Source organism: Mycobacterium sp. PTI7 (assembly GCF_056679845.1).
Window position 1 is genome coordinate 2,733,991 of sequence record NZ_CM155252.1, and the last position, 12,919, is coordinate 2,746,909.

Genomic DNA, 12,919 nt, shown 5'->3' on the forward strand with positions numbered 1-12,919 from the left:
TCAGGCCGGGGCGCCGGGCACGGGCGGCGCGACGTGCGTCTGCTCGTAGTCCGCCAGGATGTCGATGCGCCGCTGGTGCCGGGGCTCCTCCGACCACGCCGTCGACAGGAACGCGTCGACGATGGCCAGCGCCTCGTCGGTGGTGTGCATGCGTCCGCCGATGCCGATCAGCTGGGCGTTGTTGTGCTGCCGTGCGAGCTGGGCGGTCTCGACGCTCCACGCCAGGGCGCACCGCGCGCCGGGCACCTTGTTCGCCGCGATCTGCTCGCCGTTGCCGGAGCCGCCGAGGACGATGCCCAGGCTGCCCGGGTCGGCGACGGTCTTGGTGGCCGCGGCGATGCAGAACGCCGGGTAGTCGTCCTGGGCGTCGTAGGCGAAGGCACCGCAGTCGACGGGCTCGTGCCCACCGGCCGTCAGATGCTCGATGATCGCCTGCTTGAGTTCGAGTCCGGCGTGGTCGGCACCGAGATAGACGCGCATGTCCGTCACCCTACTTGGGCCCTGACCGGGGCCGCGAAACGGTTTCCGACGTCGCCTCAGCCGACGGTGATCGCGTCGAGGCGTTCCTTGATGAAGTCGGAGCACGTGACGGGCTCGAGGTCGGCGACGCGGCCGACCGGCGGAGGCAGCGGGTGGATCAGCGCGTCGTGGTTGGCCTCGTAGAAGTAGATCAGCGACACCAGGTCCTCCTCGGGGGACTCCGGCTGCGGGGGCAGCACGCGGTGCCGGCCCGATGGCCAGCGGCGCCCGCTCCAGTACTCCAGCAGGTCGCCGATGTTGACGGTCAGCGCCGCGGGGTCGTAGGGCGCGTCGGCCCAGCCGCCGATCTCCGAATACACTTGCAGGCCACCGGCTCCCGGCTCCCGGTCGAGCACCGTCACCGTGCCGAAGTCGGTGTGCGGGCCGATGCGGAACTGCCCCGGCTCCGGATCGCCGACGACGCTCACCGGCGGGTAGTGGTTGACGTTCATCGTCCACGTCGGGACGGACGCCAGCTCCGCCCACGGATTCGACGGCAGCCGCAGCGCGTGCGCGAACAGCGCGAGCAGCTCGTCGGACACGCGGCGCATCGCCGCGGTGTACTCGTCGGCCAGGTCGCGCAGCCGGGGCACCTCGACAGGCCAGACGTTGGGCGCGAACCAGATCCGGTCGACGTCCGCGTCGCCCGTCTCGGTCTCGGCGCCCAGGCTGTAGCTCTCCTTCAGGTCGGGCGGGGTCTCGGTGCCCTCGGCGTAACCGTTGGCCTCCGCGCCCGGTCCGATCCACCCGTGCCCGCCGACCGGCACGGCGTAGCGGGCCTTGACGTCGTCGGGCAGGGCGAAGAACTCGCGACTCGCCGCGCGGACGGCAGCGGCCAGTCCGGGGTCGACGCCGTGTCCGGTGACCAGGATGAAGCCCGCCCGCTGCAGGCCGGCGTCGACGTCGGCCGCGATCGCGTCGGCATCGGCTCCCCCGGCCCGCCACCGGGCGAGGTCCACCGTCGCGATGGTGTCCACGTCACTCACCGATGTCCTCCGCCCACAGGTCGGGATGGTCGGCGATGAAGTCGGCCATCATCGAGATGCAGCGCGGATCCTCGAGCACCGTGACGTCGACGCCGTGCTCGGCGAGCCAGTCGTGGCCACCGTGGAACGTGGTGGCCTCGCCGATCACCACGGCGCCGATGTTGAACTGGCGGACCAGGCCGCTGCAGTACCAGCACGGCGACAAGGTGGTCACCATGATCATCGACCGGTAGTTCCGTTGCCGGCCGGCGGCGCGGAACGCGTCGGTCTCGGCGTGCACCGAGGGGTCGTCCTGCTGGACCCGCCGGTTGTGCCCGGCGCCCAGCAGCGTCCCGTCGGCCGAGAACAGCGCGGCACCGATCGGAATGCCGCCCTCCGCCAGCCCCTTTCGGGCCTCCTCGACGGCGACGTCGAGCATGTCCCCGGGACTCACGACGCCACCCGTTGCGCGTGGATCGTGGACCGGCACGACACCAGATAGCAGGCGGCGGCCAGCACGAACCCGACGAAGAATCCGATGTCACCCAGCTCGGGCACCGCGCGGACCACGAATCCCACGAACAGCTCCTGATTGCAGAACAGCAGCACCGACGTCACCAGACCGAACAGGAACGACAGTAGCCCCGGCCAATTGGCGTACGTGCGGTCGTACAGCAATCCGTCCACGCGCTGCCCGCGGCGCAGGAACTGGTCGGCGAACACGACGCCGAGCCAGGGTCCGACCCAGTACGCGATCAGCAGGAGGAACGTCTCATAACTGGCCGCGGCATCCGCCAGTGCCCACCAGGCGACCAGGAATCCGGCCAGTCCGAAGAACACCGTGGCGGTGGCCCGCGCGACGTGGGAGGGCAGTTTGACGCCGGTGGTCACGAAAGCCATGCCTGCCGAGTAGACGTTGATCGCGTTGGCCGCCACGGCCCCGATGGCGATGGCCAGCAGCGTCGCGGCGGCGAGCCAGCCGGGCAGCGAGCTGGTGAAGACGTCGGTCGGGTTGTCCGAGACCGCGGCCGTGACGATGGTGACCGAGGCCGCGCCCACGATCGCCAGCACCGAGCTGGCCAGGAACAGCCCGGCCGCGGCGAACAGCCCGGTGCGCAGCGGCGAGACCGTGCTGGGCAGGTATCGGCTGAAGTCGGCGGCGTACGGCGTCCAGCCCGCCACGTAGCCGAACGTGGCGCCCACCGTCAGCAGGAATCCGCCCAGTCCCCCAGCACCGTCCTCGACCGCCGGGGCACCCAGGTCGGCCTTGGACATGATCATCACCGAGGTGATCACGAAGATCACCGCGAGCACCGGGAACGCCCACCGCTCGAACGCCTGCACGAGGTTGTGCCCGAAGAACGCCAGGGCCGTCTGCACCGCCACCACGAGGAGCAGGGCCACCAGCGGCGAGATGCCGAACAGCGTCGACAACGCGAAGGCAGCGCTGATGCTGTTGGTCGCGAACCAGCCGACGCCTGCGGTCACCGCCATCAGCGTCGAGGGCACGGCATTTCCCTTGAAGCCGAAGGCCAGCCGGCCCACCACCATCTGGGGCACGCCGAGGCGAGGCCCGCGGGCCGACAGGAATGCGTGCGCCAGCGCGCCGAGCCCCGCACCGATGAGGATGCCGGCGACCGCCTGCCAGAACGTCATGCCGAAGTACGCGACCGCGAGCACGCCCAAGAAGATCGTGGCGAACTCCAGGTTGGGCGAGGCCCACGTCCACACCAGCTGGTGGGGCTTGCCGTGCCGGTCGGCCTCGGCGATGAATTCGTTCCCACCCGGTTCGACGGCGACGATCCGGTCGCGGTAGGAACCGTCCGTCGTGGGCTCGGCGACTGTCATTCGCATACCGTTCACCCGGCGCGGCCGACTCGCAACCGGAGCGGAGAAGTCCGCGTCAGGCTTTGGTCACTCCTCACCGGCATCCGGCACGGCGGCGGTGACGAATGCCACTCATGACGACGACGCGGCGCCTGCCGTTCATCCGCGCCGCCCTCACCGGACTGATCGCGGTGCTGGCGGCCCTGGGCGCCGGTCACCTGGTGTCGGGCCTGCTGCTGCTTCCCGCGGCCAGCCCGTTCCTCGCCATCGGAAACGCCTTCATCGACCGCACGCCCGCGCCGGTCAAGGACTTCGCGATCCGGACGTTCGGCACCAACGACAAACTCGCGCTGCTCGTCGGCATGGCCGTCGCCCTCGTCCTGATCGGCGTCGTCGTGGGCCTCGTCGCCCGGCGCAGCGTCATCCCCGGTCTCGTCGCGATCGCGGTCCTCGGCGCGGTGGGCATGCTCGCCGTCCGCGAGCAGGCGTTCGGCGACCTCCGGCTGCTGGCACCCCTCGCCTCCCTGATCGCCGGCCTCGCGGTGTTCTGGCTCCTGCACCGGCTGGGTGCGCGGCAACCGGCCGGCGACGCCGCGGACGGCGACGGCGTCGGTCGCCGCGGCTTCGTGGTCGGCGCACTGGCCGCATCGGTCGGCGCGGCCGCAGCAGGCGCCGGTGGTCTCGCGCTGACCCGGCGCATCGATGTCACCGCGTCACGGCAGGCCGTCGGCGAGATCGTGCCCACCACCCCCGCGCCGCCCATCCCGGCGGGCGCCGCGTTCCCCGAGTCCGGCACCCCGCCGTTCCTCACCCCCGTGGCCGACTTCTACCGGATCGACGTCAACCTCTCGGTGCCGCAGCTGCGCGCCGAGGACGCCACGCTGCGGATCACCGGCATGGTGAACGAACCGCTCGAGCTGACCTTCGACGACATCCGGTCCATGCCGCTGGTCGAGAAGACGATCACGATGACGTGCGTGTCGAACGAGGTCGGCGGACCGTACGTCTCGACCACCAACTTCGTCGGCATCCCACTGCTGGCGCTGCTCGAGCGGGCCGGCATCGCCGACGGCGCCCAGCAGCTCGTCGGCCACTCGGTGGACGGGTTCACCATCGGCACGCCGCTCGACATGCTGCGGGCGGCCGGCGACGAGGCCATGCTCGCGATCGGCATGGACCGTCGCGCACTGCCGCCCGAGCACGGCTTCCCCATGCGCACCGTCGTGCCCGGCCTGTACGGCTACGTCTCGGCCACCAAGTGGCTGAACGAACTCGAACTCGCCACCTACGACGACGTCGTGCCGTACTGGGTGGAGCGCGGATGGGACGGCCAGCCGCCCGGGGTGGTGCCGATCAAGATCTCGTCGCGCATCGACGCGCCGAAGTCGTTCCAGCAGGTGCCCGGCGGCCCGGTCACGATCGCGGGCACCGCCTGGGCCCAGGGCCGCGGCATCAGCCGCGTCGAGGTCCGGATCGACAAGGGCGAGTGGCAACCCGCCGAACTCGCCACCGAGGTGAATCCGTTCACCTGGCGCATGTTCCGGCTCACCACCCCGCTGCCGTCGGGGCAGCACACCGTGGCGTGCCGCGCCGTCGACGGCCGCGGGGTGATGCAGGCCGAGGAACGACTCCGGCTGATCAACCCGGGTCCGACGCCGGACGGGTCGACGGGCTGGCACTCGATCGTCTTCACGGTCGAGTGAAGCGGCTCAGTCGAATTCGGGTGACTCGGTGCGAGAGCGCTTGAGTTCCCAGAAGTGCGGATAGGCCGCGAAGATCACCGACGCGTCCCACAGCTTGCCCGCCTCCTCGCCGCGCGGGATGCGCGACAGCACGGGGCCGAAGAACGCCACGCCGTTGACGTGGATGGTGGGGGTGCCGACGTCGTCGCCGACCTTGTCCATGCCCGCGTGGTGGCTCGCACGCAACGCCTCGTCGTACTCGTCGGACGCGGCAGCCTTGGCCAGGTCCGCGGGCAGCCCCGCCTGCTCGAGCGACTTCACGATGACGTCGTCGAAGTCCTTGTTGCCCTCGTTGTGGATCAGCGTGCCCATCGCCGTGTAGAGCGGGGCGAGGACGTCCTTGCCGTGAGCCTGTTCGGCGGCGATGGCGACGCGGACCGGGCCCCACGCCTTCTTCATCATCTCCTGGTACTCCTCGGGCAGGTCCCTGCCCTCGTTGAGCACCGCGAGGCTCATGACGTTCCACTCGACCTCGATGTCGCGGACCTTCTCCACCTCGAGGATCCACCGCGACGTGATCCAGCACCACGGGCACAGCGGGTCGAACCAGAAGCCGGCGACGTCCTTGTTGGCCATGTGGGGTCCTCTCGAGGGATGAGATCGGATTTTCGTTCAGCACAACTCTGCGATCCACCGCCGTGTTCCCGCAACGACGGCACGCCACGCACGCGGTCGCCGTCTAGTGTTGGACGGCGTGGCACTCCCCAACCTGACCCGTGACCAGGCCGCCGAGCGCGCCGCCCTCGTCACCGTCGACAACTACCGCATCGTCCTGGACCTGACCAACGGAAGCGGTGCTCCCGGCGACCGCACCTTCCGGTCCACCACCACCGTCGAGTTCGGCGCCCTGGCCGGCTCCGACACCGTGATCGACCTCGCCGCCGACACCATCCGCGGCGCGACGCTCAACGGCGTCGACGTGGACGTGTCGGGCTACGACGAGTCGACCGGAATCCCCCTTGTGGGCCTCGCCGAGCGCAACGTCGTCGTCGTCGACGCCGACTGCCTCTACTCCAACACCGGTGAGGGACTGCACCGCTTCGTCGACCCCGTCGACCAGGAGGTGTACCTGTACTCGCAGTTCGAGACCGCCGACGCGAAGCGCATGTTCGCCTGCTTCGACCAGCCGGACCTCAAGGCCACCTTCGACGTCCACGTGACCGCTCCGGCGCACTGGCAGGTCATCTCCAACGGCGCCACCACGAGCGCGCAGGACGGCACCCACGAGTTCGCGACGACGCCGCGGATGAGCACCTACCTGGTCGCGCTGATCGCCGGCCCCTACGCGCGGTGGGACGACGTCTACGCCGACGAGCACGGCGAGATCCCGCTGGGCATCTTCTGCCGGGCATCGCTGGGTCAGTTCATGGACGCCGAGCGGCTGTTCACCGAGACCAAGCAGGGTTTCGGCTTCTACCACCGCAACTTCGGCGTGCCCTACGCCTTCGGCAAGTACGACCAGTTGTTCGTCCCCGAGTTCAACGCGGGCGCCATGGAGAACGCGGGCGCGGTGACCTTCCTCGAGGACTACGTCTTCCGGTCCAAGGTGACGCGCTACAGCTACGAGCGCCGCGCCGAGACCGTCCTGCACGAGATGGCCCACATGTGGTTCGGCGACCTGGTCACCATGACCTGGTGGGACGACCTGTGGCTCAACGAGTCGTTCGCGACGTTCGCGTCGGTGCTGTGCCAGGCCGAGGCCACCGAGTACGACCAGGCGTGGACCACGTTCGCCAACGTCGAGAAGTCGTGGGCCTACCGGCAGGACCAGCTGCCCTCCACCCACCCCGTCGCCGCCGACATCCCCGATCTGCACGCCGTCGAGGTGAACTTCGACGGCATCACCTACGCCAAGGGCGCCAGCGTGCTCAAGCAGCTGGTGGCCTACGTGGGGCTCGAGGCGTTCCTGGCCGGGCTCCGCGACTACTTCCGCGACCACGCCTTCGCCAACGCCACGTTCAGCGATCTGCTTGGCGCGCTGGAGAAGTCGTCGGGCCGCGACCTGTCGGGCTGGGGTCAGCAGTGGCTCAAGACCACGGGTCTGAACACGCTCCGCGCCGACTTCGACGTGGCCGACGACGGCACGTTCAGCCGGTTCGCCGTCGCGCAGAGCGGCGCCGCACCCGGTGCCGGCGAGACTCGCGTGCACCGCCTCGCGGTCGGCATCTACGACGACGACGGCAGCGGCAAGCTGGTCCGCGTCCACCGCGAGGAACTCGACGTCGAGGGCGAGAGCACCGACGTCCCCGCCCTCCAGGGGGTGTCGCGCGGCAAGTTCATCCTGGTCAACGACGAGGACCTGACGTACTGCTCGCTGCGGCTGGACCCCGAGTCGCTGAACACGGTGCTGAGCCGCATCGCCGACATCGCCGACCCGCTCCCCCGCACGCTGGCCTGGTCGGCTGCGTGGGAAATGACCCGCGACGCCGAACTGAAGGCCCGCGACTTCGTGGCGCTCGTCATGGCGGGCGTGCACGCCGAGACCGAAGTCGGTGTGGCGCAACGACTACTGCTGCAGGCGCAGACCGCGCTCGGGTCCTACGCCGACCCGGAGTGGGCCGCCGAGAACGGCTGGCCCGCGTTCGGCGACCGGCTGCTCGACCTGGCCCGCGAGTCGGCGCCGGGGTCCGATCACCAGTTGGCGTTCGTCAACGCGCTGTGCACCTCGGTGCTGTCGCGCAACCACGTCGCCGTGCTGTCGACGCTGCTGGACAACGAGCCCGCGACGGTGAACCTCACCGGCCTGGTGATCGACACCGACCTGCGCTGGCGCATCGTCACCGCGCTGGCGGCCAGTGGCGACGTCGACGCCGACGGCACGGACACGCCGTTCCTCGACGCCGAGGCCGAGCTGGACCCGACCGCGGCAGGTAGGCGCAACGCCGCCGCGGCCGCAGCGGCCCGGCCGCAGCCCGCCGTGAAGGAGGCAGCGTGGCAGCAGGTGGTGGAGGACGACACGCTCGCCAACATCACCACCCGCGCGATCGTGAGCGGCTTCGCCCGGCCGGGGCAGGGTGAGGTGCTGGCGCCGTTCTCGGCCAAGTACTTCGACGCGATCACCGGGGTGTGGCAGCGCCGCTCCAGCGAGGTCGCGCAGACCGTCGTCATCGGGCTGTACCCGTCGTGGGACATCAGCCAGTCGGGCCTCGACGCCGCCGACGCGTTCCTCGCCGCCGACGACGTGCCGCCCGCGCTGCGCCGCCTGGTCATCGAAGGCCGCGCCGGAGTCGAGCGGTCGCTGCGCGCCCGGGAGTTCGACACCGCCTAGCGCCGTAGGGCTGTCGGACTGTCGGCTGGGCTCCTTCGGCTCGCCTGCTGTTGGCGGGGCTCCTTCGGCGAGCGTGCGTGTCTGCGGGCGACACGCCGCCGCCGAACCCGAGTCTGCGCACGCTCGCGCCGCATGATGTCGGGGTGGCGGCCACCAACAGTCGACGGGCACGGGCAGCGCGGAGACGCACCCGTCGCGTCGCCGCCGTCGTCAACGATCTGACCGCGGCCGAGTGGCTGACCATCCGGACGGCCTGGAACGACGGCTGCGCCTACTGCGGGGTGACCGGCCGGCCGCTGCAGCGCGATTGCGTGATGGCGATCTCGCGCGGCGGCCGCTACACCGTCGACAACGTCGTCCCGGCTTGCGGCCCGTGCAACGCCAGCAAGTGCAACGACGAGGTGACCGGCTGGCTGCGGCGCAAGCGCCTCGACGAGCGCGCCTTCCTCGAACGCTACGTGCGGATCCGCGCGGAGATCCTGGCCCAGGTGTCGGCCGGCCAACCGCCGACCGACCAGCCAGCAAACACCTAGCGAACTCCGCGCCGCGGCGGTCGGACGCGTCCGAAGCTGGACCGCAGCGCGCCTGATCACGCCCTGGTGAGTCCGAACTCACACGTCAGGGTTTGATTTACATGGAGTTAACACGGACGATGGAGGAGCCCGCCGACTGGGCGATCCTCATGTCGGCGGGCGCACAGCAATCACAGCTCTGTGACCCGGAGCACAACGTAGGAGTAGGCATGTCCATCTCGAAGTACCGCGCGGACCTCACCCGCGCCATGAACCGGCGCCGTCTGTACGCGCGCATCAACGCCCTGCCGCAGTCGACGGTTCGCGAAGAACTGATCGCCATCGCGCAGAGGCACGACGCCGAGCAGTAGGCAGTACTTTTCAGGCCGGTGATCCCGCGGGGATCACCGGCCTTCGTCGTTCCTGGGCTTCGCGGTGCGCCACGAGTGTGCGCAGAGTCGGGTTTGGGCGCGGCGTGTCGCCCGCAGACACGCACGCTCGCCGAAGAAGGCCCGCTCGCGCGCGCGAAGCGAGCAGGCGCGGGCCGGCCGGCGCTAGCGGGGTGAGACGCCCGCCGACAGCACGCGCACGGCGCTGATCAGTCCGTCGATGAGGTTGCCCTCCTTGAACGACGCGGCAGCAGCCGAGACGCCCAGCGGCGCAGCCTCTTCGATACCCCGGCCGCGGACCTCCGAGCCGTAGACGACCTCGATGGCCTTCTGGTTCGGCGAGACGGCCAGCAGCACCGCGCTCTCCGGCGTGGGCACCCTGGTGAGGATGTCGCGTGCCGTGGCAGCGGTGTCGGCGCCGAGATCGCCGAGATAGACCGCGAACCGGGCCCGAGCGGCGCGCGAGCCGTACTTCAGCGCGTCGTCAAGGGTGACGAGGTCCTTGGTCGGGAACGGGTAGTGGACCGACAGCTCACCGGGCTCGGTGACGGCGGAGATCCGGCCGCTGAGGGTCTGCGCGGCGCCGTAGGGCAGCACCGCATTGTCGGACGTCTGGACGAGTTCACCACCGGCCACTTGCGCCACCTCCCACGGTCGAGTGCGAATCATGGGCGCCATGGCCGTGATCCGCAGGTTCGTCGGCCGCCCAGAGGATCGGCGCGTGCGTCCACTCCTCGGACAGTTGATACGTCGCGGGGTGCGGACCCTTCCGGCGGTAGATGAGTGCCACCAGGATCAATGCCACCAGCAACGGGATGCCGCCCATGAGGGAATGGGCCACTGCGACTTCGCTCACGACCCGAATCTATCAGCAGGCCTCCGACGCGGTGTGCGCGAACGGCGTCCCGTCACGCCGCGCCTTCGCCGAGGTAGCGCATCCACGCCGGATCGAGGTCCTTCACCGTCGAGAGCAACCGCCAGTGCTGTCCCTTCGGCGGCAGCGGTGCCGACCGCAGCGTCCAGCCGAGGTCGGACAGGAGGTGGTCGGCCTTGCGGTGGTTGCACTGCGCGCACGCCGCGACGCAGTTCTCCCAGGAGTGGTCGCCGCCCCTGCTGCGCGGCACGACGTGGTCGACGGTGTCGGCCTTGTTGCCGCAGTAGGCGCAGCGGAAGCGGTCGCGGTGCATCAGCGCGGCGCGCGTCATCGGGACGCGGGCCCGGTACGGCACCCGCACGAACGTGCGCAGGCGGATCACCGAGGGGACGGTGACCGTGCGACTCGCGGAGTGAATGACCGGCCCAGACGGATCGTCGTGCACGACGTCGGCCTTGCCGCACATCAGCATGATCACCGCGCGACGCATGGGCAGCGCGGTCAGTGGTTCATAGGTCGAGTTGAGCAGGAGCACGCGCCGGCGTCCCCAGATGGACGCCTCCTTGGCCGCGACGCGGGGTTCGGCGGCCGCGTGCAGGGCCCGCGGTTGAACGGGAGCAGGCAAGATTCCCGACGAACTGGTCGCGGTCCCATGGTGCCGGTGGCCGCGAACTCTTCCACGCTGCGACATACGCCCTCCGAGAGGTAGTCCACCACGGATCGCCGCCGACCGCACGACAATTCTCGCTGTGTTCGCAGGTCAGTTCGGTGAACAGCTCGTGACGCGGACGGCGTTCGACGGGACGGTCCCGCGGTAGGGACAATGGACCACGTGACTGACGAGCCAGAGTCGTTCTACGACGCGGTCGGTGGGGCCGCCACGTTCCACACCATCGTGGGGCGGTTCTACGAGTTGGTGCGCGACGACGAGATCCTGCGTCCGCTCTACCCGGAGGACGACCTCGACGGCGCCGAGGAGCGACTCCGGATGTTCCTCGAGCAGTACTGGGGAGGCCCACGCACCTACTCCGACCAGCGCGGGCACCCGAGGTTGCGGATGCGGCACGCGCCGTTCCAGATCGGCTTCCTGGAGCGCGACGCCTGGCTGCGGTGCATGCACACCGCCGTCGCCGAGATCGATTCCGCGACGATGGACGACGCCCATCGGAGGGCGATGCTCGACTACTTCGAGATGGCGGCGCAGTCCATGGTCAACTCGTCGTTCTGATCTGCGGCAGGATGGGTGGGCGTGACCCAGTCCCAACCGGCGTGGTGGTCCCGCGCGGTGTTCTATCAGGCTTATCCCCGGTCCTTCCGTGACAGCGACGGCGACGGCGTCGGTGATCTCGACGGCGTGACGGCCGGCCTGGACTACCTGGCCCGGCTCGGCGTCGACGCGCTGTGGCTCAACCCCGTGATGGTGTCCCCCATGGCCGATCACGGGTACGACGTCGCCGATCCGCGGGACGTCGACCCGCTGTTCGGCGGCCTCGAGGCGCTGGACCGCCTGGTGGCCGCCGCCCACGAGCGCGGCATCAAGGTGACCATGGACCTGGTCCCCAACCACACCAGCTCGGCGCACCCCTGGTTCCAGGCGGCGCTCGCCACGGGACCCGGCGGTACCCAGCGGGAGCGTTACGTGTTCCGCGACGGTCAGGGCCCGGACGGTCTGCACCCGCCGAACAACTGGGTGTCGATCTTCGGCGGTCCGGCGTGGACCCGCGTCGTCGAGCCCGACGGCAACCCCGGCCAGTGGTACCTGCACATCTTCGATCCCGAGCAGCCCGACCTCAACTGGGACAACCCCGAGGCGTTCGAGGACCTGGAGAAGACGCTGCGGTTCTGGCTGGAGCGCGGCATCGACGGGTTCCGCATCGACGTCGCGCACGGCATGGCGAAGCCGCCGGGCCTGCCCGACATGCCGCACCCGGACGCCGAGATGCTCAGCCACGACGCGGACGATCCGCGCTTCAACAACGACGGCGTGCACGCGATCCACCGCGGCATCCGGACGGTGGTCGACGATCACCCGGACGCCGTGACGATCGGCGAGATCTGGGTGTTCGACAACGAGGACTTCGCGAAGTACCTGCGCCCCGACGAGCTGCACCTGGGGTTCAACTTCCGGCTGGTACGCGCCGAGTTCGACGCCGCAGAGGTGCGGGAGGCGATCGAGAACTCGCTGGCCGCAGCCGATCTCGCGGGCTCGCCGCCCACGTGGACGCTGTCCAACCACGACGTGGAGCGCGAGGTCACGCGGTACGGCGGCGGTCCCGTCGGGTTGGCCCGTGCCCGTGCGATGGCCCTGGTGATGCTGGCGTTGCCGGGCGCGGTCTTCGTCTACAACGGCGAGGAGCTGGGTCTGCCCAACGTGGACCTGCCCGACGAGGTGCTGCAGGACCCCACCTGGGAGCGGTCGGGCCGCACCCAGCGCGGCCGCGACGGCTGTCGTGTCCCGATGCCGTGGTCCGGCGACGAGCCGCCCTACGGGTTCTCGTCCTCGCCCGACACGTGGCTGCCGATGCCGCCGGACTGGTCGTCGCTGACGGTGGCGGCGCAGGACGGCGTCGAGGGGTCGACGCTGGAGATGTTCCGGCAGGCCGTCAAGATCCGGCACTCCCGTGGCGATCTGGGCACCGGCGTCGAGTGGCTGGCGGTGCCGACGGGGGTGCTCGCCTTCCAGGGCGCCGACGGCGTCACGTGCCTGCTCAACGCGACCGACCATCCGGTGCCGCTGTCCGACGAGGACGTGCTGATCACCAGCGCTCCCCTGGTCGGCGGCGACCTCGCCCCGAACGCCGCCGCCTGGATCCGCTGACTCGA

The 12,919-nt window shown here is 70.2% G+C and carries 14 protein-coding genes; 6 read left to right on the top strand and 8 right to left on the bottom strand.

The window, feature by feature from the left end; all coding sequences use genetic code 11:
* The 4 genes from AC1MEY_RS13105 to AC1MEY_RS13120 are packed head-to-tail and all read right to left on the bottom strand — an operon-like array spanning window position 1 to window position 3,332.
* On the bottom strand, window positions 1–480 hold the full coding sequence (locus tag AC1MEY_RS13105; RefSeq protein WP_480231034.1) for a ribose-5-phosphate isomerase: 480 nt from the start codon (window positions 478–480) through the stop codon (window positions 1–3).
* Between the two features lie 56 nt (window positions 481–536).
* Window positions 537–1,496 carry an isopenicillin N synthase family dioxygenase gene (locus AC1MEY_RS13110; protein WP_480231458.1) on the bottom strand — a complete coding sequence of 320 codons (960 nt, stop codon included), beginning with the start codon at window positions 1,494–1,496 and terminating at the stop codon, window positions 537–539.
* 1 nt (window position 1,497) lies between these two features.
* Window positions 1,498–1,923, bottom strand: coding sequence for a nucleoside deaminase (locus AC1MEY_RS13115; RefSeq protein ID WP_480231459.1), 426 nt, complete (start codon window positions 1,921–1,923; stop codon window positions 1,498–1,500).
* Between the two features lie 11 nt (window positions 1,924–1,934).
* Window positions 1,935–3,332, bottom strand: coding sequence for a purine-cytosine permease family protein (locus AC1MEY_RS13120; RefSeq protein ID WP_480231035.1), 1,398 nt, complete (start codon window positions 3,330–3,332; stop codon window positions 1,935–1,937).
* A gap of 113 nt (window positions 3,333–3,445) precedes the next feature.
* On the opposite strand from AC1MEY_RS13120, the gene AC1MEY_RS13125 reads away from it, so the two are divergent.
* Window positions 3,446–5,014 carry a molybdopterin-dependent oxidoreductase gene (locus tag AC1MEY_RS13125; protein ID WP_480231036.1) on the top strand — a complete coding sequence of 523 codons (1,569 nt, stop codon included), beginning with the start codon at window positions 3,446–3,448 and terminating at the stop codon, window positions 5,012–5,014.
* 6 nt (window positions 5,015–5,020) lie between these two features.
* Here AC1MEY_RS13125 and AC1MEY_RS13130 read toward each other — a convergent pair whose 3' ends face one another.
* Entirely contained in the window at window positions 5,021–5,629 is a 609-nt protein-coding gene (locus AC1MEY_RS13130) for a mycothiol-dependent nitroreductase Rv2466c family protein (protein ID WP_480231037.1), read from the bottom strand.
* A gap of 118 nt (window positions 5,630–5,747) precedes the next feature.
* Here AC1MEY_RS13130 and pepN point away from each other — a divergent pair, with 118 nt between their 5' ends.
* The 3 genes from pepN to AC1MEY_RS13145 all read left to right on the top strand — a co-directional run bounded on the left by pepN (window position 5,748) and on the right by AC1MEY_RS13145 (window position 9,204).
* Window positions 5,748–8,321: an aminopeptidase N gene (gene pepN / locus AC1MEY_RS13135; RefSeq protein ID WP_480231038.1), complete on the top strand. Its 2,574-nt coding sequence runs from the start codon at window positions 5,748–5,750 to the stop codon at window positions 8,319–8,321.
* 113 nt (window positions 8,322–8,434) lie between these two features.
* Complete coding sequence (locus tag AC1MEY_RS13140) at window positions 8,435–8,854, top strand: HNH endonuclease (protein ID WP_480231460.1); 420 nt, start codon at window positions 8,435–8,437, stop codon at window positions 8,852–8,854.
* A gap of 209 nt (window positions 8,855–9,063) precedes the next feature.
* Complete coding sequence (locus AC1MEY_RS13145) at window positions 9,064–9,204, top strand: hypothetical protein (protein ID WP_480231039.1); 141 nt, start codon at window positions 9,064–9,066, stop codon at window positions 9,202–9,204.
* Between the two features lie 183 nt (window positions 9,205–9,387).
* Here AC1MEY_RS13145 and AC1MEY_RS13150 read toward each other — a convergent pair whose 3' ends face one another.
* The 3 genes from AC1MEY_RS13150 to AC1MEY_RS13160 form a co-directional block, all read right to left on the bottom strand.
* On the bottom strand, window positions 9,388–9,858 hold the full coding sequence (locus AC1MEY_RS13150) for a DUF5130 domain-containing protein (protein WP_480231040.1): 471 nt from the start codon (window positions 9,856–9,858) through the stop codon (window positions 9,388–9,390).
* Window positions 9,845–10,048 carry an aa3-type cytochrome oxidase subunit CtaJ gene (gene ctaJ / locus AC1MEY_RS13155; RefSeq protein WP_480231461.1) on the bottom strand — a complete coding sequence of 68 codons (204 nt, stop codon included), beginning with the start codon at window positions 10,046–10,048 and terminating at the stop codon, window positions 9,845–9,847. Before ctaJ ends, AC1MEY_RS13150 begins: the two co-directional genes overlap by 14 nt.
* Window positions 10,049–10,130: 82 nt before the next feature.
* Window positions 10,131–10,787 carry an HNH endonuclease gene (locus AC1MEY_RS13160; protein ID WP_480231041.1) on the bottom strand — a complete coding sequence of 219 codons (657 nt, stop codon included), beginning with the start codon at window positions 10,785–10,787 and terminating at the stop codon, window positions 10,131–10,133.
* A gap of 132 nt (window positions 10,788–10,919) precedes the next feature.
* Here AC1MEY_RS13160 and AC1MEY_RS13165 point away from each other — a divergent pair, with 132 nt between their 5' ends.
* Both AC1MEY_RS13165 and AC1MEY_RS13170 read left to right on the top strand, forming a co-directional pair.
* Window positions 10,920–11,324 (top strand): globin, encoded by a 405-nt coding sequence (locus AC1MEY_RS13165; protein WP_480231042.1) that lies wholly within the window; start codon window positions 10,920–10,922, stop codon window positions 11,322–11,324.
* A gap of 21 nt (window positions 11,325–11,345) precedes the next feature.
* Window positions 11,346–12,914, top strand: coding sequence for a glycoside hydrolase family 13 protein (locus AC1MEY_RS13170; protein ID WP_480231043.1), 1,569 nt, complete (start codon window positions 11,346–11,348; stop codon window positions 12,912–12,914).
* Window positions 12,915–12,919 lie beyond the last annotated feature (5 nt).